Genomic DNA, 26,968 nt, shown 5'->3' with positions numbered 1-26,968 from the left:
AGCCTTCCACCTCTCTCGACTACTGAACGTCGTACTGGCCGGCACAGAAGTCCTGGCAATCCTGGAAGTGGCTTCCCTTGCTCTTCCCCTTGTGGCCGCTGAGCCCTTCGACGCAGTAGCCCTGGTCGATCGAGGCGAAGGCCGAACCGACGTCTTCGAGTTCGTTGTTCACGTTGAGGGAGACTTCGCTCAGGCCGACAACCAGTCCGAGGACGGCGATCGAAGCGACCAGGACCAGTTCAGCCGAAACGATGAAACCGGCTTCGTCGCGAACAAGAACGTTGAGGAGGCGAGTCATGGCAATCGAACCTTTGTGTGTCACTTGCAGTGGGTGGGTTGGTGATGCAGGAGATGTAAAGCAGGCTGAATGCCACTCGGGCCAAGCGCGCCAAGAATCCTTGACACCCATTTGCACACCACAACGCAACCCACAGTCACAAAGAGAGATACGCCGCAGCCACGAACGTTCGGAGCTGAGCCATCGTGATGAAGCCCACGTCATGGCCACGTTGTCGCCTCGCCACATGTTTCCGGCCAAACGACGCAAGTCCCGATAGCGACTTCCATTGAGCCCGGCGCTGCAAAACAGCAACACGACGCCATCCGGCAACGTCACGGCCGGGTCATCACAATCGAACCTCGGCACGACAGACGACCGCATCGCAGGTTCCATACGGCAATGCGCAAAAGCTCCCTTCCGGTCGAGCCCGAATGGGAGCGGCGCAAGTCTGTAGGCCGCGCGCAAAGAAACGAGGCCCGGAGAGATCCGGGCCTCGTTGGAGAATTCGACGGCAAGTCGAGTCGGCGATGTCGGGCGGGGTGAGTGATGCTCCCCGCGTTGGCAGTCCCCTGAAACTCTCGGGTGATCTAAGTCCGAAGCCCGGGAGGCTGGCGTCTGCATCGGATCGGGTCGGGCCGGAGGAAGAAGGACGAAGCGAGTGAGTCTTCGACCATCATGGGAACCTGAAGGCGTCCGGTCTGATCTGGACCGGACGCCAGCGGGTCACCACCACCGGCACACTGCCGATTCTCAATTACTGCACGTCGTACTGGCCGGCACAGAAGTCCTGGCAGTCCTGGAAGTGGCTTCCCTTGCTCTTCCCCTTGTGGCCGCTCAGCCCTTCGACGCAGTAGCCCTGATCGATCGAGGCGAAGGCCGAACCGACGTCTTCGAGTTCGTTGTTCACGTTGAGGGAGACTTCGCTCAGGCCGACAACCAGTCCGAGGACGGCGATCGAAGCGACCAGGACCAGTTCAGCCGAAACGATGAAACCGGCTTCGTCGCGAACAAGAGCGTTGAGGAGGCGAGTCATGGCAATCGAACCTTTGTGTGTCACTTGCAGTGGTGGGTTGGGTGATGCAGGAGATGTAAAGCAGCGTGAATGCCACTCGGGCCAAGCGCGCCAAGAATTCTTGACACCCACTTTCACGCAACACCGCAAAGCGTTCTCCCCAAATGAAATAAAGCAAATCAACAACGACACTCCGCGCCTCCGCGCGATCCTCCGCTCGCATGGCCTCATGTGGCGAGCAGGCAACAACTTTCCTACGCCACGTCGCAACCCCCATGCGTGTCACCAGGTTGAAGCACTGCTGCCCAAATGCAACGTGAGCCCGGCGGGCAACACCGGCTCACAGTCGTCACAACCGGAGATGGCGCGCCCGCCGCGGCTCGGTCAGTCCGGTCGAACCGCAAAGCCCCGAAGCCCTTCGCGCGGCGGCTCCCGACTTTCTCTTCGTACCTGCCGGGCCCAGCCACGTAAGATCGAAGACGAAGACCTCTCTCGCCTGGGGCCCGCCTGTGTACTCCTACCCTCCCCTCTTCCCGCTCAGCTCCGACGTCATTCAGCGGATCATCCTGATCGTTGTCGGAGTGGCGATCGCGGCGGGGATCTCCGCCAGAGTCCTGCGTCTGCCGCGTGGCGGACTCCTCTGGCTCCTCGCGTTCTCGGTGAGCGTAACCCTTGCCGGGGTCTTCGCGGTCTGGGACGTGTCACCAGCGCTGACGTTCTGGACACAACTCGAACGCTGGGTCGGCGCGACCGCAATCCTGACGATTTTCTGGCTGTTGACGATCCTCCCCGCCCAGGCAATTCATGGCCACGTCTCCGTCGTTGAGGGACTGGCCAGCGTGGCAACGCTCATCGGTCTTGTCTGGTGGATGATTCCTACGTCGGTCCATCCAGAGGAACACGCTCGGCAGAATGCCTGCTCAGATCACCTTCGCTCCGCTGGCATTGCCATTCACCTTGATGCTGAGGCCCATGACGAGCTTCTCATGCAAACGACCCTAAGTTCGGACAACGAACCTCCCCGCACCTGGCGCGTCGAACTGCTCCCCTTCCTGGAACGGCAGCCCCTTCGAAAGCGGTACGAAGACGATCAGACATGGGACGCTCCGGCGAACGAGCCCCTTGCCCAGACACCCCGCCATCCGTACTACTGCCCGAACAACGTCATCCGCACCGACGACCGGAACCGGTCCTACACCGCATTCCTCGCTTGTACCGGGTCCTCGGCCTTCTTCCCGACACCGACCGCCGGAGCAGGGCGGGAGCGGCGTTTCGACGACATCCGCGACGGTATCTCGAACACGGCCATGCTGGTCGAAGCCTGCGGTCAGAATGTCGTCTGGACGGAGCCGCGGGACCTTGATGTCGACACCGTCCCGCTGGGCGTCAATCTCCCCGGAGTGCGGCGAGGGGAATCGGCCGGCCTCCTTTCGTCTCACGACCCGTCCGGCGCCGCCGCCGTTCTCACGGGTGACGGCGCGGTCCGGCGTCTGTCCGCCGACACCGATCCCGAAGTCCTCAAGGCCATGCTGACAATCGACGGAGGGGAATCGGTACGCTTCGACTGACTGCGGTTCCCGATGTCCCTCGGCCCCCTTCGCACTCGGGAGGCACGGCGATGTACGCCTATCCGGTCCGCCCCACGATCCTCCCCGAGCACCTGCGGCTGGGATCGATCACGGCTCTGGCTCTGATCGCACTCCTGATCTGCCTGCATGGCCTGTGGCGCAGCCGCGACCGTTGGCCCTGGCTTCTGGCCGCGCTGCTGGGAACGGCGTTCGTGCTCTTCGACCGGTGGCACCGATATCCCCGCTATCCGGAGTTGCCGCAGGACACGTTCCTTCGAGAAGGGATCGCCTGGACGAACTTCCTCAGCTGCTATCTCCTCGCGGGCGCGTCGCTCGTCCACGTTCGCCGGAATCCTCGCTCAAAGAGGGGCATCGTGGGAACGTGGAGCGTTGTCGGACCGATCCTTCTCCTCTGGATGGCAGGCCACGTCTCCCCCCGATCGCTGGGCTACTTTTGGACCTGTCGCAATCAGATGAAAGTGATCGGGATCGCCACGCATATCTACGCCGAGATCCATGAGGGACGGCTCTTCCCAACGCGACTTGTCGCGGAGAACGACATCGAACGAAGCTGGAGAGTCGAATTGCTTCCGTTTCTTGAAGCGTCTGCCCTTCGTGAACGCTACCGCGACGACGCGACGTGGGATTCGGACGAGAACGCTTCCGTCACGAACGAGGGAAAGACTCCTTATCGCTGTCCCGCGAATGAGCGGCCGATCGACGCCCGCGGTCGTGTCTGGACAGCCTATCTGGCCGCCACGGGCTCTCGCACTGTCTTTGGAAAGGACGGTCTCGATCGCTGGCGTTTGGGCAGTGCTCCGGATGGAATGTCGAACACCGCCATGATCGTCGAAGCCTGTGGGCAGAACGTCGTCTGGACGGAACCACGGGACGTCGATGTCGACATCGTTCCAGTTGGAATCAACCTCCCGAGCGCACACCTTGGACGCTCCGAAGGGATCCTCTCGGCCACCCATCCCGGGGGGCCAAACGTCCTGATGGTCGACTCCAGTGTCAAGAACTTGACCTCGAAAACCGACCCCGCCGTTCTCCGGGCGATCCTGACCGTCGACGGAAACGAAAAGAGACCGTTCGACTGACTCGAACGGTGTCCTGACTCAGATCGTCGAGTCACGGATCGGCATGCCTTCCAGCCCGCAGGCGGCATGAAGCACGGGCTCGGTTCGTGGCCGTCGCTGAGGGCACTCAGGAGACGCACCGACGGAGGTCGGCGATGAGTGCGTCAAAGTCCTTGATATCGGCATCCATGAAGACGTTTCGGCCGACCGATGTCACGAGCGCGCCGCAACGATACCCGCCCTGCTCGTAAGTCTCGAAACTCTGGATGTCATCGAATCCGCATTCCGCCTCGCGCATCGGAAACAGGTTCCAGAAGCCCGATGTGCGAAGACAATTCTCGAATCGAATCCGCCGGCTGTCGAAATCAATGACGACACTTCCATAGAGCCAGAAGAATGGCGTGCGTCGCCAGCGGAATTCTCGTTTGCCTGTCATTCTCCCCTCCCCGAGTTGTTGGCGAACCGGCGTCGCAAATTACCGGAACAGGGCCATCGCCGCCCCCACGACAAAGCAGATGGAAGCCACGACCGGCTTGGCGTACCGGTCGACTCGAGTCTTCGGGAATTCGGAATCGACGATCGTGGCCTTGCGGTACATGAAGACGTTCCAGAGCAACAAGGCTCCGCCGCCAAACAGCATCGCCAGATTCAATGGGGATGCCCAGTTCGGCTTTTGCATGAACGCCAGCCGGACCGTGTCAGTCGCGAACACGCCGCCTACGAGAAACAGGACCATGAGCGGCTTACTTACAGTCGTTATCACAAGGAAATCCTGTACTGGCCACAGCAACCTAGTGAAAAAGATCGGATGACTATCAGCCCGAGCAATTATCGCGACGCTCCAGCGTCACCCGGCACGGAGGTGTGCCCTACAACTTGCGTATCACTCTTGAGCGAGCACCAAGGATATCGTGTCGCGTTCCCTTCTTGAACACTTCCGCGTCCAGCCCCAAGTCTCACGAGACGTTGATTCCAGCAAGCGTAGGCCTGTCGGAAAACTCCCACCAGTCCGACGCGCGAGCGAGGCACGAGACGTGCAATTCCCTCACTCGCGCTTCGGGCTAGTATCGGTGGGCGTCTTTGGAAATCCGCTCTCAATCGCGGCCTAGTACTCATTCCCCTCGGCCGAATCGCTGCCGGTCGCCGGGAGAGTGCTCTTCTGGACCTGGCGGATGACGCGGTTGTCCCGTTCCTCAACGAGCTTGGCGAGCGCGGCTTCGGTGGTCATGAAGCCCTTGTCGCCGTCGATCCGGTCGCGGACCGACACTCCCCCCTGCTCCTTGTCCTTCGCTCCCACGACGAGCATGTAGGGGACGAGGTCGAGCTGGGCGTCGCGGATCTTCTTTTTGACGTTCGCGCTCTGGGTATCGATCGAGACCCGGAAGCCGGCCGCCCGGAACTTCGCCTGGATCTCCTGGCAGTACGGCAGGATGTCGTCGTTGAGGCCGAGGATCCGGATCTGCTCCGGCGCAAGCCACAGCGGGAAGGCCGCCGCGAAGTGCTCGATCAGCATTCCGCAGAACCGCTCCATCGAGCCGAACGGGGCCCGGTGGATCATGACCGGCCGGTGGGTGGTGTTGTCCGCTCCGACGTACTCCAGCTGGAACCGCTCCGGCAGGTTGTAGTCGAGCTGCACGGTCCCGAGCTGCCACTCGCGGCCGATCGCGTCCCGGACCATGAAGTCGGTCTTGGGGCCGTAGAACGCCGCCTCTCCCTGGCACTCGGTGAACGGCAGGCCGGTCTCCTGGAGGACCTTGCGGAGGGTCTCCTCGGCACGGTTCCAGAGCTCGGGCGAACCGACGTACTTGTCGGAGTTCGGATCGCGGGAGGAGAGCTGGACCCGGTAGTCGGTCAGACCGACCGCCGAGAGGACGTACTTCACGAGGCCGAGGGTGTCCTTGAACTCCTGCTCGACCTGCTCGGGGGTGCAGAAGAGGTGCGCGTCGTCCTGGGTCAGGCCGCGGACGCGGAGCATCCCGTTCAGTTCGCCCGACTGCTCGTGGCGATAGACAGTCCCGAACTCCGCCAGCCGGACCGGCAGGTCGCGGTAGCTCCGCGGCTGGGCCTTGTACATCTGCACGTGGTGCGGGCAGTTCATCGGCTTCAGGAGGTACCGCTCCTGCTGCTTCTCCCACTTCGAGAGATAAGCGAGGCGGTCTTCCTTGGAACCACTGGCCGGGTAGTCGTGGAACTCGCAGCCGCAGACGTTGCACGACTGCTTGAGCTTGGTTTCGTCTTCCGGGGACAGCTTGTCTTCGCCGAGGCGGGTCTTCCAGTGGTCGACGGTCTGGCCGGCGGGGTGGCCGAACAGCGGCGGGAACTGGGACTCGCGGTAGTACGGGAAGTGGCCGCTGGTCTCGTACATCTCGACCCGGCCGATGTGGGGCGAGTAGACCGGCTCATACCCGCGGCGAAGGAGCTCCGCCTTGATGAACTCTTCGAGGGTGGCGCGGATGGTCGCCCCCTTGGGGAGCCACAGGCAGAGTCCCTGACCGACGTCGTTGGAGATGGTAAAGAGGCCGTGCTGTTTGCCGAGGACGCGGTGGTCGCGGCGCTTGGCTTCCTCGATCTGGTTGAGGTAGGTCTCCTGGTCCTTCTTGTCGAAGAACGCAGTCCCGTAGAGCCGCTGGAGCTGCTTGTTGGCGGCGTCCCCCTTCCAGTAGGAGCCGGCGACGCTGACGAGCTTGAAGGCCTTGACCTTGCTGGCGTCCGGAATGTGCGGGCCGCGGCAGAGGTCGACGAATTCCCCCTGGCGGTAGAAGCTCAGGGTCGAATGGTCGGCCAGGCCGGTTGAGACGTGCTCGACCTTCAGGTCCTGCTTCAGGTCCTGGCAAAGCTTGACGGCATCGGCCCTGGAGAGCGAAAACCGCTCGAAGGCTTCCCCTTCGGCGATGATGTTCGCCATCTCCTGTTCGATCCGGGGAAAGTCTTCTTCGCTGATTTTCTGCTTCAGGTCGAAGTCGTAATAGAAGCCGTTGCCGGTGGTCGGGCCGAAGGCCAGGCCAACCCCTTCGTAAAGCCGCATGACCGCCCGGGCCATGATGTGGGCGCAGGAGTGCCGCAGGACGCCGAGGGCCGCCGGGTCCTTGTCGGTCATCAGTTTGAGCGGGATCGGATCGGAGGCGCTGAGGTCTTCGAGGGGCCGCATGGCGTCGACGGTGGTGCCGTCGACCTGGGCGGCGATGGTCGCCTTGGCGAGCCGTTCGGAAATGGAGCGGGCGACATCAAGAGCCGAGGAGCCCGCCGGATACGATTTGACGGTGCCATCGGGAAGCTGAACGTTGGGCATTGGAAAAGACGAGAGTCGAGGGACGAGGGTCTAGGGAGGGGTCGCGGCACGGCGTCCGCGGCGTTTCCCCTTTCCGTCAACGCCTTTACGAAGGGCGTCTCTGAACGGAAACCCGGCGCCGTTCTACGGGAGACGCCGGAGGGCGTCAATCGGTTCGCGGCGAAGCGGCCGGCCGGGGTCCTCCGCGGCGGAGAAACGCTCCCTTTTGCCACTCTTTGCCGATAGACTCAGCCGCTGCCGCCGATGATTGCTGTCGGCTCCGTGCGCCGTTGCCTTTCTCTCCGCCTCCACTTGTCCTGCCCGTTTTTCCATGCACCGTAATCGGCTGACCATCGCCCTCTCCCTCGTCCTGCTGCTCCTCTCGATGCGGCTCGCCCCGGCGATCCTGATGCAGCTGATGGGTCCGTCGTTCCACATGATCCGGTTTCCGTACCTGTGGAACTTCACGCCGCTCTTCGCGGTCTGCCTGTACGGCGGCGCGGTCCTGCGTCCCCGCTGGATGGGGTTCGCCATTCCGCTGGTCGCCCAGGTGCTGGGGGACATCGTCTTCGGCCTGATGAGCGGAGAAGTCTGGCAGGCGTTCAGCATGTCGACCCTCGTCAACTACATCCTGGTCGGGTTCGCGGTCGTCGTCGGCACGACGCTCCAGCCGCGGCCGGCTCTCGGACGGCTGTTCGGAACCGGCGCCGGCGTGGCGATCGGACACTTCCTCGTCAGCAACCTGGCGGTGTGGGGCCTGACGAAGTGGTATCCGCACTCGCTCGAAGGGCTGGCGGAGTGCTTCGCCCAGGCGCTGCCGTTCTTCCCGACGACGGTCATCAGCACGCTGTTCTTCAGCTACCTGCTGTTCTACTCCTTCGTGCCGGATCACGAAGCGGCCCCCGCGCCGGAAGCCGAGTCGTTCGTCTGACATCCCGGGGCCGCCTTCCGTCCCATTCCTCTTCGTTGCCTGCCGAACTGCGGAGAAGTCATGCGCTCACTGCTGTCGCTCGTGTGTCTGTCGTTCGTCCTCGCGGGGAGCGCCAGCCGCGCCGCGGCGGCCGAACCCGCAGCCCTGCTGCCGATGTTCCCCGAGAACTTCAACAGCGTGGCGGTCGTGCGGGTGAAAGAAGCCCTGGCGACGAAGCGGGCCGCCCGAGAAGGGTGGCAGGCGAATCAGTCGAGCGACTTCCTGGCAGGCGCCGTCCCGCCGTGGATCGATCTCCTGGTCCGCGTCTCGCACATTCACCCCGGGCAGGGGATGGACGGCCAGTGGTCCGCGGCGCTCGTCGAGGCTTCGCAGGACTTCTCGCTCCCGGAGATCGCGGGAATGGAGAAGGGGACGGCCGAAATGCTGCGGGGCGTGCCGGTCATCATGACGAACCGGAACTCCTACTTCGTCGGCCTGGAGCCGAAGCTCCTCGGGATCTACGCCCCCGCCTCGCGGCAGGACGTCGGCAACTGGATCGACCGAGTCCGCTCGAAGAAGACCGCCGACCTCGTCGGTTATCTCGACGCCGCGCTGAAGCAGACCCGCGGGCATGTCGTGCTGGCGATGGACTGCCGCGACCTGTTTGAGCCGTCGTTCATCCGCTACCGGATCGAAGGGGCCAAGGGGCTGCAGGGGAAGAGCCCGACCGACGTCCAGACGATGGAAATGCTGTTCCGCGGCCTCCAGGGGGTCCGGAGCCAGGTGACGATCGACGAGACGATCCAGTGGGAAGTCGCCCTCGACTTCGACCAGCCGGTCGGCGCGGAAGCGACGCTGGTCCGCGACGTCTTCGCCGAGTTCCTGGACGACATGGGGACCAGCCTCGACGAAGTCGCCGGCGCGCTTGTCAGCACGGAGGGGAACTCCGTCGTCCTGCGGGCCGAGCTTTCCGACTTCGGCCTGCGGCGGATCATGACGCTCATCACGTCGCCGCAGGGGGGGCGGAAGGATGTCGCCAAGAAGAATCCGGATCGGGACTACTTTGTCGATCTCGAAAAGATCCTGAACGATCTCCAGGGATCGGCCAAGAAGGCGTCCGACGCGGCGAAGGTCGCCTCGTGGTGTGAGAACTACGCCAAGAAGATCGAGCGGACCTCCACGACCGGCGTCGATCCGATGCTCGTCAATTACGGCCAGACGCTCTCCACCCGTCTGCGGGCGCTCGGCGCGTCGCTGCGGGGGACCAAGCTGCAGGTCGATACGCTCCAGAACAGCGTGACGTGGGACGTGCACTACCAGCCGGGCTACGTCAGCGCGGGGTGGTGGAGTGTCGGTTACCAGCCGGACGTCGTGAACACGACTTCGAATCTGCGGGAAGTCCGCGAGAAGCAGGCCCAGGCGGTCCTGGCGGGCCAGTCCGAGCGGGAGAGCGTATGGGCGATGATCGATGCCGATCGCGAATCGGTCCGCCGCAAGCTGCGGGCGAAGTACGGCGCCGCCATCGACTCCTGGAAGTGATCCCTCGCGGGAGGGCGAAGCTCCCGCTGAGCCGCGGCGGTGGCTCCCGCCCGCATCCCTGACGCGCCCGCCGACGTCCTCTCACCCAGATCACGGCTCATCGCCACAACGAATGGAATTCCGACCGTGTCCGCTCCCGAGAACTTCAGCCTGCGGGACCTTCAGTCCCTGATCGACACGATGTACTCCCGCAAGGATGAGGCGCGGGGGGTTGATGGGACGTTCATGTGGCTGATGGAAGAGGTCGGTGAGCTGGCCGCGGCGCTGCGGAGCGGGACGAAGGAAGAGCTGGCGTACGAGTTCGCGGATGTGCTGGCTTGGCTGGCGACGATTGCCAATGTGGCGAAGATTGATCTTCAGCAGGCGGTGCTGGAGAAGTATGGCCGTGGTTGTCCGGGTTGTGGGCAGATGGTTTGTGTTTGCGGTACGGCCGAGAAGCCGTAGTAGAACCGGGTTCTTGCCGGCACGACTCTGCTCGCTCAAACCCAACGTGCGACGGCCGCTGGGGTCAAGGGGGTCTCACCCCCTTGCCGCCGGAGGCATTTCCATGAGGAACCGTTGTAAGCAACGGACGCCCCCTTTGTGAAACCGGCGCTGAGGACTCACCGCTCGCCCTGCAATCCCCGCGGGTTGAGGTGGGGGCATCCGGCACGGTGTCCGCGCTTGGACACTTACTCCTTCTGACGTCTCTCGACGGCCAGGCCTCCGGCGGGCAAGGGGCATTCTGCCCCCTGCACCCCCTGACCAGGGTGCCCCTGGACCCGGTGAAAGGGCCAGTTACTTGTAGCGGTCCATCCAGGCCAACAGCACCCGCCCCACCTTCGACAACGATTCCCCCGAACACGCCGCCGGCAAATCATTCCGCGTGTGCCAGTACCGATAATCAAAATCGATCAGGTCACACGTCGGAATCCTCGCAATCTCATTCAGCGGAATGTGATCGTCCCGCACCTCATGCCGCTTCCGCGCCACGAACTCCTTCACCTTCAATTCCTTGGCCACCTGAAACAAACTCTCCGTCACCTGCGGCGCGTAGCGAGCACTGAACTTCTCGATGTAAATCTCCAGGTCCTTGTCGCCAATCATGTCGACCAGCACCCCCGCCACATACCGGTACGGCGGCGGATTGTTCCGGTACTGCCCCGCAAAGAACTCCGACCCGTGGAAGTACCGGTCCCGCATGTTGTTGTAGACCAACTCCTCCCCGTCAAAGAACACAAAGTCGATCCCCAGCGGCGTCGGACGGTCCTTCATGAAATGGGCCATCTCCATCAAGAGAGCCACGCCGGACGCGCCGTCATTCGCCCCAAGAAACACTTCGCGGCGGTACTGCGGGAGCGTCTCCTGATCCGGAAAGGGCCGCGTGTCGTAATGACACCCGATCAGGGCCCGCCGCTTGGCCTCCGGCTGCCACGAGACGATCAGGTTTCGCATCCGGACCGGCAGACCGGTCTCGGGATGCCGGACGTCGAACTCCTGAGCCGCGACCTGAGCTCCCAGGTCGGTGAAGTGCTTTCGGAGGAGTTCCTGCTGCTTCTCCATCGCGGCGGAACCGCTGATGCGGGGGCCGAGGTCGCAGACCTGTTTCAGGTAACCGAAGGCCCGAACGGGATCGGGTGTGGCGAGGCCGGGCTGGTCCGCGCGGGCAGCGACAGCGAACGCCAAGATGACGAGAATGCGAACCAGAAACATAGAAACCTCCCTGGACCAGGAGTGTGGCAAAGACAATCGCCACCGTACAGAGGCGGCGCCACCCACCGGGTCCAGGGGCACCCTGGTGGGGGATGCAAGGGGACAACGCCCTCTTGCCCGCCGGAGGCCCGTCTCGTAGGGCTCTTTCTGAAGGAGCACTTGTCTAAGCGCGGACGACGTGCCGGATGCCCCCACACCAACCCGCAGTGTTCGCGAACGGGCTGTCGACCGAGATCGAGCCCCGGAAGTCCCGCCAGGGACGGCCGAAAATAGCCCACCCTTTCAAGGGGGGGCAACGCCACGCTGCGACCGAGCAGTCCCGTCAGGGACGAAAGAGATCTGCAAATCGCGGAGATGCGGAGAGCCGAGAGAAGGACGGTGTCCGAAGCGACTGAGCGGGCTTTCTGAACGCTGAAAGCGTTGAACACCCTAGCCTGGGGCAACGCCCCAGGAATGGCGGCCGCGACGGTTCCAAGCCCTGAAGGGGCGCAACAGCGCCGGTTGTGGTTGCGCCCCTTCAGGGCTGGTCGATCCTACCCGCGGTGAACCTGGGGCGTTGCCCCAGGCTAGGATGTTTCACGCCGTTGGCGTGGGCCTTGGATTGTGCCGATGGCTCCGATTCTCGGCCCAAGCGGGTGCACAACACACTCTGTGCCCCCATAACCGTGTCGTGCCGGCGAGTGCGCTGTCCGAGCTACACGGCAGCCGCCATCGCCCGCTCCAGATCCCCCAGCACCTGCTCATCCGTCGGATACGGAGCATCGCAGAGCCGCCGCAACGGCAGCGGCACCTCATCCATCCGGTAGACCGTCCCCTCCGCATGAATCCCGTACACCGCGGTCACAAACTTGACCGTCGGAACCAGCGGCGTCTCCGCATGCGGATAGTCGAGAACAATCGTCGGGATCTGAAGAAGAGCCTCCCGCGCCGCGGGCGAGAACCACTTCAGGCTCTCGGTCCCGACCAGCACACAGGCATCGACCTCGCCCCGTTCGAGACGTTCATTGGCCGAATACTCCCCCGGATTGTACCGCGGATATCCCCGCGAGAAATCGACCGCAAACGGAAACCCCGTCTGCCAGCAGAGCACACTGTCCGCCCCCGACACATCCCCCGGAATACGCAGCCGCCGGGCGGCGAACCGCGTGTGGGCATTCAGCTCCGCCACCAGCCGCAACAGCGCATCGACCGTCGCATGCCCCAGATGACTCTGAGCCAGCCCCAGCCCAAAGAAAACAACCCCGTACCGACAAGCCTTCATCCGCTCCGCGAGCGCAACGAGCTGCCCGAGATCGACGCCCCGGACATCGGCTTCCGCGACTGTCTCGCCGCGAACCAGCAGCCGCAGCGCCGTAATGACTTCAAAGTCCCGCTCTTCCGCGACCGCCAGGAACTCATCGGCATGCGAGACCGAGGCATTGTCTGCCTCCGGCCGATCGATGACGACGATGTGCCGATCGGCCCGCCCCCCCGGCAGGAACTCGCTGGAGGGCTCGGCCGAGTAACGTTCAAAGTGCCGCGGATGGCTCCGCGCGGGATCGGCCCCCCAGAAGATCACGAGATCCGCCCGCTGCCGGACTTCCCCCAGCGAACAGGTCGACTCCCCCGCCTGCTGAATGGCGACAATCGACGGCCCGTGACAGATCGAGGCGGTCGTGTCGATCGTCCCCCCCAGCCGTTCGGCAAGCGCAACCGCCGCCCGCTGCCCAGGGGTCGAGCTCCGCGAGAGACCGTAGACGAGCGGAGCCCGGCTCCGCTTCAAGACGTCCCCAGCCGCCGCCAGCGCCTCCGCATACTCGACGGGCCGCCCCTCGATCGCCGGCACGGCGGGCGGCGCCGCGCGGAGCGCATCGAACCACGGCCTGGCCAGATCGCAGGCCCGCTCGATCACCCCGATCGTGTTGTTCTCGACCGACACCGACAGGTCGTCACAGACGCATCCGCAGACCGTGCAGGGGACGTCGGTGAAGGTCTGCGACATGGGGAGAGGATCTCGGAGTGAGGATTCAGGATCCAGCAATGTCCCGTCGTTCCGTCCATGGGCTCTAGGCCTTGGGCCCCTGCCCACCATACCGCGCCAGGAGCGTCGAGCCGGCCTGGATCTTGTCGCCCAGGCGGGTGACGATCTCCAGCCCCTCTTCCTTGGGGATCACCAGTTCCGTCCGCGAGCCGAGCTTGATCATCCCGAACTGCTCGCCGCTCACGAGGGTGTCGCCCGGCTTGATCCAGCAAACGATCCGGCGGGCGATCGCCCCCGTGATCTGCCGGACCACCATCGGACGATAAGGAGCGGCGGTCTCCTGCAGGATCACGGCGACCTGCTCATTCTCCCGCGCCGACTCCGGCCGCAGGGCGTTCAGGAACTTCCCCGCCCGATACCGCAGGCCGATGACCCGCGTCGCCGTCGGGACGCGGTTGATGTGAACGTTGAAGATCGAGAGGAAGATCCCGATCTGGATCGCCGGCCCGCCGATGTCCGGATCGTGCGCGATCTCTTCAATCAGCACGACCTTGCCGTCGGCCGGCGAGACGACGTTCCCTGGAGCATCCGGGATGCGGCGGCGCGGGTTGCGGAAGAACCAGGTGATGAGTCCGCCGATCACGACGAACGTCGCGACCAGCAGCCACAGGACCGCGGTCACCCACCCCGCCAGCGGATAGCGAAGGGCGATCAGCGCCATGAGGAGCGCGTAGCCGAACGCCAGCGTGTCGAAGACAAGCAGTTCCGCCAGGCCCGACCGGGCGAACGGGAGATGGTCCCGCCACGCGAACGGATCGTCCTTGGGCTCCCAGTAGTAGCCCCCCTGGTTGCGATAGAACTTGATGTCCCGCGGGTCGAGCACGTCATGCGGGCAGACGTTCCGGTCCCCCTTGCGAAGGAACCGCATCTGCTCGACGTAACCGCGACGGAAGGTCTTCAGCCAGCCGCGGCGGACGTACCCCCACAGCTGCTCCAGCCGGATGATCACGCCCCCTCCAGGCTGGATGTCGCGGATCTGCGGATCCATGGGGAGGAGTTCGCGTTGGGGATACTCAGGCATCAGGCGGGAACGGAGGTAGGGGGAGCGTCGGTCGAAACGGGGATGGAGAATAGAATTCCAAAGCCCGGCGGGCGAGTCTGTCCGGCGGGGCCAACGAATCGGATCTGTGTCCATCTGTGTTGATCTGTGGCTGAACTCCTTCTTTGACAAGCCACAGATGAACACAGATAAACACGGATCAGAAGCGGCCGCCTCCCGTTCGCCGTCGGATCCCCGCTACAGTGAGGCCACCCCGGAGATCTGACGATGCCCAGCGTTCATGTCCATTTTCTGCCAACTCTGCTCCAGCCCGTGCTTGGAGCAGCCCCGGGGGGCGTCGAGGCGTTCCACCGCTCCTCGGTCGTGGTTATCGACGTGCTCCGGGCCTCGACGACGATCATCCACGCCCTGGCGGCCGGCGCCCGGCAGGTGATCCCGGTCGAGTCCGTCGACCGGTTGCGGGTCCTGAAGAAAGGACTTCCGAACGAAAACGTCCTTACCGGCGGCGAGCGGCACGGCGTCAAGATCGAAGGCTTCGACCTCGACAACTCGCCGTTCAGCTATGACGAAGCGACCGTCCGCGGCCAGACGATCCTGTTCACGACCACGAACGGCACCCGAGCCCTCGCCGCCGCTCGCGAAGCGCAGCGGATCTTCATCGGAGCCTTCGTCAACCGCCGCGCCATCGTGAACGCGCTGGTCGCCGGCGGCAGCGACGTTCATCTCCTCTGCGCCGGGACCGACGGAATCATCACGGCCGAAGACTGCCTCTTCGCCGGGGCGGTCGCGGGAGATCTCGTCGCCTCGGGAGGGTTTTCGCTCGCGGACGACGCCAGCACGATCATGGCCCGTGAGTTTGCCGCCGCCCAGGGCGGTTCACCGGAGCAGATCCGGAAGGTCCTTCGCGAAAGCCGCGGCGGGACCAACCTCCTGGAGCTGGGCTTCGACCGGGACGTCGACCGCTGCGCCGAACAGGACCTGTTCCGCTTCGCCCCCGTGTGGGACGGCGGCTCCGGCGCGATCCGGCTCCCCAACGGCGGGACCGCCTCCCAGGTGTTTCAGATCTGATCACGCGCCGGGCGGCTCACGTTGCGTGCCTCGAAAGGAGCGTCGATGAGTCCCACCCCGCCCATGTCGCTCGATGAGATCCAAAATCGGATCTGCGACATCGCCTCGAAGACGCTTTCGATCCCGCGACACGAGATCACCCCCGCGAGCCGTGTCATCGAAGACCTCCACGCCGACAGCCTCGACTGGTTCGAGCTGACGATGGCGATCGAAGTCGGTTTCGATATCACGATCCCCGACGAGCCTCCGAACTCCGTCTACAAGGGTGTCTTCACACGATCGCCGTTCCGGGTGAGCGACATCGCCGAGATCGTCTCGTTCCAATGGGGGACCGGTCGACCGGATCGCGACGGCTGGGGCGGCCGGATCCAGCAGCCCGCCTCGGCTCCGGCGGTTCCGTTCACGCAACTCGGCGGCCGGTGGACGCTGGAATCGCATCCCGCCGATCAGCCGCTGTTCGAGCGAATCCCCGGACCGCTGTCGCCCCCGCAGTTCCGTCGCCGCTCCGACGGAATGCGGTGCGTGCTCCTGCCGGCGGCCGACGTCGAGATCGGCAGCCGCCATCCCGAAGGCCGCGCTGACGAACGACCGCTTCACCGCACGCGGCTCGACGCATTCGCGATCGACGCCGAGCCGGTCTCCACGACTGCCTACTGCCGCTTTCTGAACTCGATCCATCCCACGGCAGGATCCCTCCGCGATCTGGTCCTCCTCGAACCGGACGATGACCGTGAGGAGCACATGCTGATCGAGCAGGTCAACGGGGAGTGGCGTCCGCTTTCCGGAGTGGCGACCTTCCCGATGATCCTCGTCTCGTGGTACGGCGCCGCGGCCTACTCCCTGTGGGCCAACGGCCGCTCCTGGACCGAGTACCGCACCCGGGAGCCATCCCTCCCCTCGGAAGCCCAATGGGAATACGCCGCCCGCGGGGCGATCCATCGGACATTCCCCGGCGAGGAACCGGCCGACCTCGCTCCCCCCATGCGGTCCGCCGCGCATCAACCGGGCGTCACCTACGCCGCCGACACACTCCCCATGGCCGCCGTTCACGAACGTCTCGGGATGTCGAAGTTTGGCCTGCACCACATGGCGGGAAACGTCTGGCAGTGGTGCCTCGACTGGTACGACCCCGGCTTCTACCAGCAGCCCGACGCCTCGGCGCCGAACGCTGTGAACCGACACTCGACCGGAATCCGGAGCGAACGGGGCGGAAGCTGGGTCGGCCCGGCCGACCTGTGCCGCAGCTCCTACCGCCGCGGCCGCAACCCCGACGCCCGCGGCCGCTGCCTCGGCTTCCGCTGCACCAGCCGGCTCGACGCCCTGCCGAGCGGACGCTGACGGCGCCGCCTCGTCCGTCGGTTGTGCCGCTTCTTCGGGGCTGCGATAGTCGCCTCGCGCCATTCTCCGAGAGGTCTTTCATGAAAGCAGCGTCGTTGGCCGGGGCGATCCTGGTCCTATTGATGGTCGTTTCGGCCCAGTGGCCCGCCCAAGGTCAGGTCCCCAAGGAAGCCGCGGAGGCCAGCCGGGACGACACCGCCGCGCTTCAGGCGGCGATCGATTCCGCCAAGGGACGGCTGGACCTCCCAGGCGGCACTCTACGGCTCACGCGACCGCTCGAAATCCGGCTGGAGAAGACCGGCCCGTTCGCCATCGTCGGCAGCGGATCGACCCGGATCCTCATGGCGGGACCGGGACCGGCGATCCGGATCGTTGGGACGCACGGCGGGACCGCCGATCCCAAGTCGCTGAAGCCCGGCGTATGGGACGGCCAGCGGATGCCGCTCGTCGACGGCCTCGAGATCTACGGCCAGCACGCCGAGGCCTGCGGGATCGAGATCGACGGCGCGATGCAGCCGACCGTGACGCGGGTCGCGGTCCGGAACTGTCTGCACGGGATCCACATCATCAAGCGGAACCGCAACGTCCAGATCTCGGACTGCCACATCTACGACAACCGCGGCGTCGGGATCTATCTCGACGGCGTCAACCTGCATCAGATCAACATCGTCGGCTCGCATGTCAGCTACAACCGGCAGGGGGGGATCGTCCTCCAGGATAGCGAGATCCGGAACATCCAGATCGGAACGTGCGACATCGAGGCCAACCAGTCGCTCGACGGTCCCCCGGCCTCGAACGTCCTGTTCGACGTCACGACCGGCTCGGTCCGCGAGGGGGCGATTGTCGGCTGCACGATCCAGCACGACCACGACGCTCCCGGCTCGGCCAACATCCGGCTCGTCGGCCGGAAGGCGGAACCGATGAAAGTGGGGAACCTTTCGATCGCGAACAATGTCTTCAGTGACGTGGCGGTCGGGATCGACCTGCAGTACGCCCGGGGGGTGAGCATCACCGGCAACACGTTCATGGAGTGCTACGACGCCGGCGTGCTGGCGGTCGGGTCGTCCAACGTCGTGATGTCGGCCAACCTGATCGACCGCAACCCGGATTACAAGGACGAAGTCAGCAGCAACATGATCCGGCTGCGGGGCTGCCGCGACTGTCTGATCGACGGCTGTCATCTGGCGGCGGTCCGGTCTCCGGACGGAGCGATCGTGCTGGAGGACTGCCAGTGGTGCCAGGTGTCGGACTGCTCGCTCCTCGATTGCGAGGCGACGCGGGTCCGGCTGCAGAACTCATCGGACTGCCGTGTCGACAGCCTCCTCGTCCGTCCCCGGCCGGAAGAATCGGCAGGACCGTCCGTCCTGGTCGAGGGGGGCGATCGAAACCGCGTGAACCCGTAAGGACTTGTGAGAGGCGAGGCTCAGGGGAAATGCGGGGTGGAGAAACTCCGCGCCGCCACCCCGCCGATCGCGGCTCCTTGGCGGCCAAGCAGTTACGCCAGATAGCCGCTCTCGCCAGCGTGTTCAGGAAAAGCGAAAATCCGGTTACTTGACGGGGGACCGATTGCCGATATCTTTCGGGCTTCCCGCAAGGGAACTGGGGCGGTAGCTCAATTGGTTAGAGCACTGGACTGTCGATCCAGAGGTTGCGGGTTCGAGTCCCGTCCGCCTCGCTTCAGATAAGTAACCCGCGTTCGTGAAACGGACGCGGGTTCTTTCTTTTTCCGGGCCGGTCTTTTTGCTCGCTGTCGGCGATTCCCGCGGCGTCTTCACTGCGAGACGGCGTGGCGATGGTTGAAGTGTTTTCGTCCGCCGCAGGATAATGCCCGGGCCGAGGGACCTCTCGACCCATCCCTTCCCGGTCTCCTTCGGCGATGATCCCGTCACTCAGCGTCATCGACTGATCCGTTCGCACGAACTTTCCGTTCGCGTTCCGAACTCCGATCTTTCTTCCGAGGAGACACCATGACCTCGTCCAGCGTTCCGGCCACAACGTCCCCCAAGGTTCCCACCGCCGTCGGCGAGGCCGATACGACCGGTCTTCACAAGTATCTCGACCGGGCGCTCGGGACGCTGCAGTCGCTGGGGATCGGCCGCCGGGACGAAGTGCCGCAGGAGTTGATCTCGCTCCTGGACCGGGTGAAGGCGCTCGACGAGGCCCGGGTCATCGCCATCGGGGATGTGATCCGGCACATGAGCACGTTCAACGCCCTGGTGCGGGACAACGTGGAGAACATCACGATCGGGAACCGGTATCTCGACATCACGCAGATGTTCGACTCGATCCGGGAGGACTCGAAGACCCTGATCTCCCAGCTCGACGACGGCAAGATCGGTCTTGGCGAGAAGGTGCAGAACCTGTGGATGCGGATCCGGCGGGGGACGCCGTCGGCGCGGTTCGAGAAGATCGTCGACCTCTACCGCGACGTGGCGAAGGACACGAAGGAGCAGCTCAGCCGCGAGGACGCGATCATGGACGCCTACATCGATTTCCGCTTCGCGCTCAAGCAGGCGGAGGTCCTGGCGGGCGAGCTGTTCGACAAGCAGATCCCGGTGCTGGAGCAGGCCAAGGGGGCGCTGGCCGACGCGCAGAAGACCGTCGAGGCCTACACCGGGACCGACCAGACAGCGAAGTCAAAGCTGGAGCTGGCGCGGGACGAAGCCCGGGAGAACATGGAGGATGAGGACCGGTCGTTCCAGCTTCTGAAGGACATCTCGGAGAACCTGCGGATCGGGTACGACGTCGGCGAGACGCTGATTACGAAGCTGAAGCAGACGCATGACGTGAAGGACCGGGTCTTCCGGCGGGCGGTGACGTTCTTCACGACGAACGAGCACGTCTTCACGATCCTGGGGACGGTCTACACCTCGCAGCACGGTCTGCATGAGGCGACGCAGGCGACCGAGGCGATGAAGGTTGGCGTGAACAAGGGGATTGAAGATATCGCCGAGGTGGGACAGGAGTTGGAGCGGGCGGCGCTGAAGGCGGGATACGGGTCGACGATCAAGCCGGAGTCGGTGCAGAAGCTGGTCGATGCGATCAGCAACTTCCAGGTCGAGTCGTTGGAGACGATCGCGAAGCTGCGGAAGGAGAGCGAGGAGAATACGAAGGAGATTCGGCGGGTGGTGGAGGATGGGAAGAAGCGGTTTCAGGAGACGCTGGCGCGCTTCGCGCGAGACGGGAAAGCCTGACCCACGTCCGCGTCCTTGCCGGCACGACTCTGATAGCTCAAACCCAACGTGCGACGGCAGCCGGGGTCAAGGGGGCAACCCCTTGCCGCCGGAGGCACTTCCCTCGCGGAACCGTGGGACGCAACGGACGCCCCTTTGTGGGACCGCCGTTGAGCACTCACCGCTCGCCCCGCACTCCCAGCGGGTTGATGTGGGGGCATCCGGCACGGAGTCCGCGCTTGGACACTCGCTCCTTCAGAGAGATCGAGACGAGAGGGCCTCCGGCGGGCAAAGGGGCGTTGCCCCTCTGCACTCCCCACCAGGGGTACCCCCTGGAGCCCGGTGAGTTGGGCCAGTTGGGGCGGCGCTAGGTTCTGGCTTCCAGACTCTGCTGAATCCGGCGCCGCAACTCCCGCAACGTCACCGGCTGCACCAGCACCTGCGTCCGCGCCGAATTCGGCGACAACCCATCCTGCAACCCCACCTGCTTCTCCGACAACAACGCCACCACCGCCGGCTTCGTCGCCAACAAATCATCCGCCGCCGTCTTGAAGTCCGAAACGATCCGGTCCCCCACCACCTCGCCCACCAGCACCAGACAATCCGGCGGCTGATTCTTCAACCGCGACATCGCACGGTCCACATCACTCAACATCAGCACCCGGTAACCCCGGTTCGACAGATAATCGCGAAGCATGTCCTGCTGCTTGGGACGGTTCTCCACAATCAACACCGTCGGACTCCGCGCCGCACTCCCCTCACCGCCCCCTTCGGACGAAGCCGCATCCGCCCCGCCGGCCGGCCCTCCCAACGACACAATCGCCTTCTGCAACGCCGCCACCACCAGCCCCGGCGTCTGATACCGCATCGCCGGATTGATCTGCAGCAGGTTGTCGACGACCGTCGCGACATCCGGCGGAATGTGGCGGTCGATCGAAGTCACGAACGGAATGTCCCGATACCGGCCAAAACGCTTCCGCTCCTCGCGGTCCTTCGTGCTCGCGTAGGGCTTCTGTCCCGTCAGCATCTCGTACAGGATCGTCCCCAGAAAGAAGAGGTCGCTCCGCGGATCGTTCGTCGGCGCTCCCGACCCCTTCTCCAGCGTGGAATACTCGACCGCCTGCTGCAGGTCGGTCCCGGCCCGGTTCAGCAGCGAATCGTCCGCCGCCAGCCCGAAGTCGATGAGCTTCACCACCCCCGTGCTGCTCATCAGGACGTTCGTCGGCTTCAGATCCCGGTGCGTAAACCCGAACCGCAGCGCGTACTCCAGCCCGCTCGCCAGCTGCAGGGCGTACTTGCAGGCTTCCAGCGGCACCAGCTTCTTGCGGATCTTCAGGAAGTCCCGGAGGTTCCCCCCTTCCACAAATTCCATCGCCAGGTAGTGGTACTGGCGGTCCGTCCCGCAGCGGTAGATCGGGACGATGTTGGGGTGCTTCAGCTTCTGGCCGATCTCCCCTTCCCGGTGGAACAGGCGGACGAAATCGGCGTCCTTGGCCCACCGCTCCCGCAGGAGCTTGATCCCCACCATGCTCCCGTCGGACATCGAGCAGGCGCGATACAGCCGCGCGAAACTGCCCGACGCATTTCGATACAAGAGCTTGCACCCGCCGACGACGAGGATGTCATGCTCCCCCCCTTTCAGGCGGTCCGCCTGGAAGTCGGTCAGCATCTGGCGTCGGACGAGGTAATCGAGGAACTCACCGGCGTCCTCGGTCCGGACCGCGGACCGGGCCTGCAGCAGCTCGGCATCCGAGAGCAACTTCAGGCGGGCGATGGAGTTCGACAGGTCTTCGACAGTCAGAGACATACTGGAGAGCGCAGATCTCACGGACGGGCCCAAGCAATCTTAAGGAGATTCACCGAGGGGAGTGAACCGGCCCGGAGCGAATTCTTTGCCACTCGAACTCCCGCTCTGCGAAATGACCGATTCGACAGGTCGACTCCGCGAACAAGCCCGCGTTTCGAGCGTCTTCCCCCCGCGGAAACGGCCCGGGAATCCCGCGATCAGGAGACGCGCTTCCGCCGCATCGACGGCGGCGGGGCGAGGACCTCGTTCAGGATGATCGCCGCCCGGACGGTCTCCGGCTTCTTCAGCATCGCCACGATCAGCGCGGCGGAGCCGCCGCCCGCCTCGCCTCCCGGACGGCCGCTGATGGTCCGGGTCTTCCCCAGGTGCCGATCGACCGACTGCTGGACCGCATGGGGCAGGTCCTGCTGCACCGCCTGGCCAATCCGCGGCGCCATCGCCTCCGCCAGGTGCTGCGTCACCTGCGCTCCGAGCGCCGGTCCGCGATTGGAAATCGGGGCGGCGGGTGCGTCGGCAACGGTCCGGCCGGGCTGGGGGCTCTTGGGCTGCGGGCGATTGCCGCCGTTCCCGTTCCCGTTCGCCTTGGGCCGCGGCTTCTGCTGCTGGAGCGGACGAGTCGTCTGAGCCGGTGCAGGGGCCTTGCGGGGGGGCTGCGGCCGGGGCTCCGGCGCCTTCCGGGGAATCGGCGTCTCGCGATTGCGCTGCTCGGCGGCCGGCGGGGTTTCCCGCTCCGACAGGAACTTGTCGATCTCGTCCTGGATGCTCCGGTCGCGCGGCGCCCGCTTGCGGGGAGGCGGAGGAGCCTTCTGGGCCGAGTTGACCTGATTGACGATCCAGCCGATGAACGAGATCAGCCCGAAGATGATGGCGATGATCGCGCCCGGATCGACGCCGGCGGCCAGGATCGCAGGGACAGTCACGGGAGATCTCCCACAGCCGGGACGGAACGAAACGCGGAGCGGACGGCACTACGCTCCCACACTAGCCCGAAGCGCCAGCGAGGGACATGGCGTGAATTCCCTCGCTCGCGCTTCGGGCTGGTGTCGGCAGGACACTTTCGAAATCCATTCTTCAACAACGTGCTACGCCGAGGCGGAATTCCCCTCCGCCTTCACGCCGGCGATCGAGCTCCGCATCGACGTGTCTGCCTGGAGGTTCTTGATCTCATAGTAGTCCAGGAGACCGAGCGAACCGTCCCGGAACGCCTCGGCGACCGCCTTGGGAATGGCGGCCTCCGCCAGGACCACCTCGGCGCGGTTTTCCTGGGTCTTGGCGACCATCTCGACTTCCCGCGCCGCCATCTCGGCCCGCCGCTGCTCGGCGCGGGCCTGGGCGACCCGCATGTCCGCCTCGGCCTGGTCCGCCTGGAGCCGGGCGCCGATGTTGTCGCCGACGTCGATGTCGGCGATATCGATCGAGACGATCTCGAAGGAGGTCTGGGCCTCGAGTCCCTGGTTCAGCACCGTCTGCGAGATCAGTTCCGGGTTCTCGAGGACGAGCTTGTAGGAGCTCGTCGAGCCGATCGCCTGGACGATCCCCTGGCCGACGCGGGCGACGATCGTCTCTTCGGTCGCTCCCCCGATGAGCTGCTTGATGTTGGTCCGCACGGTGACGCGGGCGCGGGCCTTGAGCTGGATGCCGTCGGCGGCGACGGAGTCGAGAGTCCCGGCGGTCTTCCGCGGATCGGGACACTCGATGACCTTGGGATACACGCTCGTCCTGACCGCCTCGAGGACGTCGCGGCCGGCGAGGTCGATCGCCTGGGCGACCTGCCAGTCCATGTCGATCCCGGCCTTGTGGGCGGCGACGAGGGCCCGGATGACGTTCTGGACGTTGCCGCCCGCGAGGTAGTGGGCTTCGAGGGCCTGGGTGGAGATCGGGTATTGCTCGGTGAGTCCCGCCTGGACCGCCATGATCTTGGTGCGGACGATCACGCTCGGGTTCACCTTGCGGATCGACATCATGACGAGGTTCGGGAGGGAGATTCCCGCCCGGGACATTTTCGACTGGATCCACAGGCCGAAGTAGCGGGCCAGGACCATGAGGAAGACGAAGAGGGCGAGGACGACGATCCCGACGATGCCCCAGAAGAGTGGCCCCTGGCCGTTGCCGCCTCCGCCGTTTCCGACTTGTGCCAACATGTTCATCGTGATGCTCATCCGGAGTCTCCCCAGCCGTCTGCCCATCTAACGCAGATTTGTCCTTTGAGGACCAACCGAGTTTCGTGGAAGGCACTGGGGAAGGGAAGTCAAAATGCGGCGGCCGCACAAGTTGCGATGTGAACCGCGTCCATGCCGAGGACGGCGCGTTAGCTCAAACCCAACGTGCCACGGCAGCCGGGGTCAAGGGGGTGACCCCTTGCCGCCGGAGGCACTCTGGTGAGGAACCGTGGTACACAACGGATGTCCCCTTTGTGGTACTGGCGTTGAGGACTCCCTCACATCACACCACTCGCTTTGGAATCGCAGCGGGTTGGTGAGGGGGCATACGGCACGGTGTCCGCGTTTGGACACGCTCTCCTTCAGATATCTCTCGACGGCCAGGCCTCCGGCGGGCAAGAGGCATTCTGCCCCCTGCACCCCCTGACCAGGGTGCCCCTGGACCCGGTGAGGGAATTCATCATCTACGGCAGTTCCACGACCTGAATATTCCGGAACGACACATCCGTCGTCGGATCATGACCCTGCAGACTGATATGCCCCGCCTTCGTCCGCTGTCCCTTCCGCGGATTCTCATCCGGCTTCCGCGTGTCCTCCCAATCCACCACCGCATACCCGTTCACCCACACCGCCATCCGGTTGCCATTCGCCACCAGCGTCGTCGTACACCACTCCTTGTCCTTCGGAATCACCCGCCGGGCCGAAACACGCCGGAAGATCGCCCCCGTCCCCGCATTCGACGCCCGGCACGGATCCCCATTCTCAATCCCGTTGTGGACCTGCACCTCATACCCGTTCGACGGGTCCTTCTCCGTCCCCTTCATCGCGCGGAAGAAATACCCGCTGTTGAGATCCGCCGCGTGCGTCTGGGCATCAACCCGCGCAACAAAGTTCCCGAACTCCCGCTCCGTCTCCAGAAACCCGGGACCGTCATGGCAATGAATCGCCCCATCGACGATGTCAAACTTCGACTTGCTCCCCGGCACCAGCGTCCACCCCGCCGTGTCCTTTCCGTTGAACAGCTTCTCCATACCGAGCGGCTTGACCGCGAGGTTCCGGAACTCCACCTTCCCCTTGTTCTTCTGCAGCCCCAGCAGCCCCGACTTCCGCGCGGCGGACTCGTCCGTGAAGTCCATGATCTCCTTGCCGTCGAGCTGCACCCGAACGCGGTTCCCCTCGGCGGTAACGGAGAACTTCCGCCAGTCCCCCGAGCCCTTGATCGGCTCGTCGGTCTTCTTCCAGCCGACGATCGAGCCCGTCAGAAACCCTTCCGGCTGCTCGTCGGCAATGTTCAGTTCGTAGCAGTCCGCCTTGAGGTCCTTCGGATCGGCAGTCGTCCGCAGGAAGACACCGCTGTTGGCCCCCTCGGCGGTCCGGAACTCGCACCGGAATTCGAAGTCCGCGAACGGGACGGTGGTATTGAGCAGTCCGATCGGCCCGGAGTCGGCGGTGATCGTCCCGTCCTTCACCGACCAGTTCACTTCCGACTGGTTGGAGGCCCAGCCGAAGAGGGTGTGTCCGTCGAACAGGCTCAGCCAGCCCGCCTCGATCTCTTCGGCGGTGAGCGGATTGACGTAGGGGATGCACTCCGCGGTCGAAGGGGGCGTCAGCGGCGCAGGCGCCGCGGCGGGCTTGGCGGCGACGGCCGCCGTCATGGGATCGGCCGGGGCTTCTGGGGGAGTGGTCTTCTCGGCCGCCGGGGGAGCAGCCTCTTTGGCCGCCGGCGAGGCGCTGTCCGAGGGAGCGGGGGCGGGGGCCGGCGCACATCCCGCGAAAGCAAGACCGAGGGCGGAGGCGAAGAGGACGGTTCGCATGGCGGGCGCAGGCTCCAGATGGCAGCGGAGAGAATTCCTGGCCGAGTCTAGTGAGCGGTGGCGTGGACGGACACTCACGGCCTCGCGGACCAAAGGGCGGACGATCCATGACAGAATTCAACCGGGTCCAGGGGCACCCTGGTGGGGGATGCAAGGGGGCAACGCCCTCTTGCCCGCCGGAGGCCTGGCCGTCGAGAGATGTCTGAAGGAGCGCGTGTCCAAGCGCGGACAACGTGCCGTATGCCCCCTCACCAACCCGCGTGGCTCGCGAACCGGCAACCGAACCACAACAGGCCCCAGGAAGTCCCGCCAGGGACGGCCGAAAATAGCCCACCATTTCAATGGTGGGTTCGCAGTGTGGCTCCGGACCAGCAGTCCCGTCAGGGACGAAAGAATCTTTCTTCTACAAAGGGGACACCCGTCGTGTCCCAATGTTCCTCATAAAAAGCGCCTCCGGCGGCAAGGGGGTGAGACCCCCTTGACCCCAGCGGCCGTCGCACATCGGGTTTGAGCTGGCACAGTCGCGCCGGCAAGGACGTGGTTCGAGACAGCGGGACGCTCGCCGGGCTTCGAATTCCGACCTGGATGGTGTATTTTCAAAGTTCCGACTTCGACCGAGGATGGCCACGCCATGCGACTTTCCCGACGTTCCGACTATGCCCTGCGAGCGCTCTTCGCGCTCGCAAGTCGCTACGGGGAAGGTCCCATCTCGATCCGCGAAATCGCGACAAAGAACGACGTCCCCAAGAAGTTCCTCGAGCAGATCATGCTCGAACTCAAAAGCCAGGGCTGGGTCCGCAGCATCCCGGGACGCATCGGCGGCTTCGAACTCGCCGTCGCCCCCGACCGGCTCAGCATGGGACAGGTCGTCCGCTTCTTCGACGGAATCCTGGCCCCCATCGGCTGCGTCTCCTCCAGCGACTATGAGCCCTGCTCGCAGGAGCCGTTCTGCCGCTTCCGCCGCGTCCTCCTCGATATCCGCAACTTCACCACGCAGCTCATGGACAAGGCCACCCTCGCCTCCGTCCTGCGCGGTGAGCCGGTCCGCCGCGAGGAAGTCTTCACCGCCGGGGACGGCATTTAGCGAATCGGTTCGGTCGGGATCCTTTCCGATCGGGATTTCCCCCATAAACTCCACGCCGGTGGATCGTCGTTCCCGCCGACTGCACGAGCAGCGAACGGGGACGAACGTGACGATCCCGGGCTTCCGGTCCCGCCAGCCCTTCCCGTTCCACTGATCA

Annotated in this window: 23 protein-coding genes and 1 tRNA gene; 11 read left to right on the top strand and 13 right to left on the bottom strand. The window is 64.7% G+C overall.

The features are described from left to right. Positions 1–19: 19 nt before the first annotated feature. Entirely contained in the window at positions 20–298 is a 279-nt protein-coding gene (locus tag VT03_RS09405) for a branched-chain amino acid aminotransferase (RefSeq protein ID WP_075092742.1), read from the bottom strand. Between the two features lie 736 nt (positions 299–1,034). Further along, positions 1,035–1,313: a branched-chain amino acid aminotransferase gene (locus tag VT03_RS09400; RefSeq protein WP_075092741.1), complete on the bottom strand. Its 279-nt coding sequence runs from the start codon at positions 1,311–1,313 to the stop codon at positions 1,035–1,037. A 488-nt stretch (positions 1,314–1,801) separates the two neighbouring features. Between VT03_RS09400 and VT03_RS09395 the strand changes: the two genes are divergently transcribed. Both VT03_RS09395 and VT03_RS09390 read left to right on the top strand, forming a co-directional pair. Then, the gene (locus VT03_RS09395; protein WP_075092740.1) at positions 1,802–2,860 is read left to right on the top strand and encodes a DUF1559 domain-containing protein; all 1,059 of its coding nucleotides are present in this window, start codon (positions 1,802–1,804) and stop codon (positions 2,858–2,860) included. A gap of 50 nt (positions 2,861–2,910) precedes the next feature. Continuing rightward, complete coding sequence (locus VT03_RS09390; protein WP_075092739.1) at positions 2,911–3,960, top strand: DUF1559 domain-containing protein; 1,050 nt, start codon at positions 2,911–2,913, stop codon at positions 3,958–3,960. Between the two features lie 106 nt (positions 3,961–4,066). Here the strand turns inward: VT03_RS09390 and VT03_RS09385 are convergent, their stop codons facing one another. From VT03_RS09385 to thrS, 3 genes are all read right to left on the bottom strand, one after another. Next, positions 4,067–4,375 (bottom strand): hypothetical protein, encoded by a 309-nt coding sequence (locus VT03_RS09385; protein ID WP_075092738.1) that lies wholly within the window; start codon positions 4,373–4,375, stop codon positions 4,067–4,069. 39 nt (positions 4,376–4,414) lie between these two features. Then, positions 4,415–4,675 (bottom strand): hypothetical protein, encoded by a 261-nt coding sequence (locus VT03_RS09380; RefSeq protein WP_075092737.1) that lies wholly within the window; start codon positions 4,673–4,675, stop codon positions 4,415–4,417. Positions 4,676–5,044: 369 nt separating this feature from the next. Next, on the bottom strand, positions 5,045–7,228 hold the full coding sequence (gene thrS, locus VT03_RS09375; protein ID WP_075092736.1) for a threonine--tRNA ligase: 2,184 nt from the start codon (positions 7,226–7,228) through the stop codon (positions 5,045–5,047). A gap of 310 nt (positions 7,229–7,538) precedes the next feature. On the opposite strand from thrS, the gene VT03_RS09370 reads away from it, so the two are divergent. The 3 genes from VT03_RS09370 to VT03_RS09360 all read left to right on the top strand — a co-directional run bounded on the left by VT03_RS09370 (position 7,539) and on the right by VT03_RS09360 (position 10,100). Then, complete coding sequence (locus VT03_RS09370; RefSeq protein WP_075092735.1) at positions 7,539–8,138, top strand: DUF6580 family putative transport protein; 600 nt, start codon at positions 7,539–7,541, stop codon at positions 8,136–8,138. Positions 8,139–8,198: 60 nt separating this feature from the next. Continuing rightward, positions 8,199–9,656, top strand: a complete 1,458-nt coding sequence (locus tag VT03_RS09365; protein WP_075092734.1) for a hypothetical protein — start codon at positions 8,199–8,201, stop codon at positions 9,654–9,656. Positions 9,657–9,836: 180 nt separating this feature from the next. Further along, positions 9,837–10,100, top strand: coding sequence for a MazG nucleotide pyrophosphohydrolase domain-containing protein (locus tag VT03_RS09360; RefSeq protein WP_082846758.1), 264 nt, complete (start codon positions 9,837–9,839; stop codon positions 10,098–10,100). A gap of 333 nt (positions 10,101–10,433) precedes the next feature. Here the strand turns inward: VT03_RS09360 and VT03_RS09355 are convergent, their stop codons facing one another. From VT03_RS09355 to VT03_RS09345, 3 genes are all read right to left on the bottom strand, one after another. Beyond that, positions 10,434–11,348: a M28 family peptidase gene (locus VT03_RS09355; protein ID WP_082846079.1), complete on the bottom strand. Its 915-nt coding sequence runs from the start codon at positions 11,346–11,348 to the stop codon at positions 10,434–10,436. Positions 11,349–12,042: 694 nt separating this feature from the next. Beyond that, on the bottom strand, positions 12,043–13,329 hold the full coding sequence (locus VT03_RS09350) for a formylmethanofuran dehydrogenase subunit B (protein ID WP_075092731.1): 1,287 nt from the start codon (positions 13,327–13,329) through the stop codon (positions 12,043–12,045). Between the two features lie 64 nt (positions 13,330–13,393). Then, positions 13,394–14,356: a phosphatidylserine decarboxylase family protein gene (locus VT03_RS09345; RefSeq protein WP_082846078.1), complete on the bottom strand. Its 963-nt coding sequence runs from the start codon at positions 14,354–14,356 to the stop codon at positions 13,394–13,396. Positions 14,357–14,635: 279 nt separating this feature from the next. Here VT03_RS09345 and VT03_RS09340 point away from each other — a divergent pair, with 279 nt between their 5' ends. The 4 genes from VT03_RS09340 (at position 14,636) to VT03_RS09325 (ending at position 18,449) form a co-directional block, all read left to right on the top strand. Further along, positions 14,636–15,436 (top strand): 2-phosphosulfolactate phosphatase, encoded by an 801-nt coding sequence (locus tag VT03_RS09340; protein ID WP_075092729.1) that lies wholly within the window; start codon positions 14,636–14,638, stop codon positions 15,434–15,436. A gap of 45 nt (positions 15,437–15,481) precedes the next feature. Continuing rightward, positions 15,482–16,774 carry an SUMF1/EgtB/PvdO family nonheme iron enzyme gene (locus tag VT03_RS09335; protein WP_082846077.1) on the top strand — a complete coding sequence of 431 codons (1,293 nt, stop codon included), beginning with the start codon at positions 15,482–15,484 and terminating at the stop codon, positions 16,772–16,774. A gap of 80 nt (positions 16,775–16,854) precedes the next feature. Continuing rightward, positions 16,855–18,177, top strand: a complete 1,323-nt coding sequence (locus VT03_RS09330) for a right-handed parallel beta-helix repeat-containing protein (protein ID WP_082846076.1) — start codon at positions 16,855–16,857, stop codon at positions 18,175–18,177. 198 nt (positions 18,178–18,375) lie between these two features. After that, positions 18,376–18,449, top strand: a tRNA-Asp gene (locus VT03_RS09325). A 2-nt stretch (positions 18,450–18,451) separates the two neighbouring features. Here VT03_RS09325 and VT03_RS33320 read toward each other — a convergent pair. Further along, positions 18,452–18,673, bottom strand: a complete 222-nt coding sequence (locus VT03_RS33320; protein WP_156514372.1) for a hypothetical protein — start codon at positions 18,671–18,673, stop codon at positions 18,452–18,454. 68 nt (positions 18,674–18,741) lie between these two features. Here VT03_RS33320 and VT03_RS09320 point away from each other — a divergent pair, with 68 nt between their 5' ends. Then, the gene (locus VT03_RS09320) at positions 18,742–19,968 is read left to right on the top strand and encodes a cell surface protein (protein WP_075092726.1); all 1,227 of its coding nucleotides are present in this window, start codon (positions 18,742–18,744) and stop codon (positions 19,966–19,968) included. Between the two features lie 346 nt (positions 19,969–20,314). On the opposite strand, the gene VT03_RS09315 is transcribed toward VT03_RS09320, so the two are convergent. From VT03_RS09315 to VT03_RS09300, 4 genes are all read right to left on the bottom strand, one after another. Further along, positions 20,315–21,754: a serine/threonine-protein kinase gene (locus VT03_RS09315; protein ID WP_082846075.1), complete on the bottom strand. Its 1,440-nt coding sequence runs from the start codon at positions 21,752–21,754 to the stop codon at positions 20,315–20,317. A gap of 197 nt (positions 21,755–21,951) precedes the next feature. Beyond that, a complete protein-coding gene (locus VT03_RS09310) occupies positions 21,952–22,674 on the bottom strand; it encodes a hypothetical protein (protein WP_075092725.1) in 723 nt (240 codons plus the stop codon). Between the two features lie 162 nt (positions 22,675–22,836). Continuing rightward, positions 22,837–23,895, bottom strand: coding sequence for a flotillin-like protein FloA (floA, locus tag VT03_RS09305; RefSeq protein WP_075097027.1), 1,059 nt, complete (start codon positions 23,893–23,895; stop codon positions 22,837–22,839). 482 nt (positions 23,896–24,377) lie between these two features. Continuing rightward, complete coding sequence (locus VT03_RS09300; protein WP_231870633.1) at positions 24,378–25,727, bottom strand: DUF1080 domain-containing protein; 1,350 nt, start codon at positions 25,725–25,727, stop codon at positions 24,378–24,380. Between the two features lie 631 nt (positions 25,728–26,358). Here VT03_RS09300 and VT03_RS09295 point away from each other — a divergent pair. Then, positions 26,359–26,811 carry an RrF2 family transcriptional regulator gene (locus VT03_RS09295; RefSeq protein WP_075092724.1) on the top strand — a complete coding sequence of 151 codons (453 nt, stop codon included), beginning with the start codon at positions 26,359–26,361 and terminating at the stop codon, positions 26,809–26,811. The last annotated feature ends 157 nt before the right edge of the window (positions 26,812–26,968 follow it).

This window comes from Planctomyces sp. SH-PL14, from assembly GCF_001610835.1.
GTDB lineage: Bacteria > Planctomycetota > Planctomycetia > Planctomycetales > Planctomycetaceae > Planctomyces_A.
This window is presented reverse-complemented; position numbering and strand designations above follow the sequence as displayed.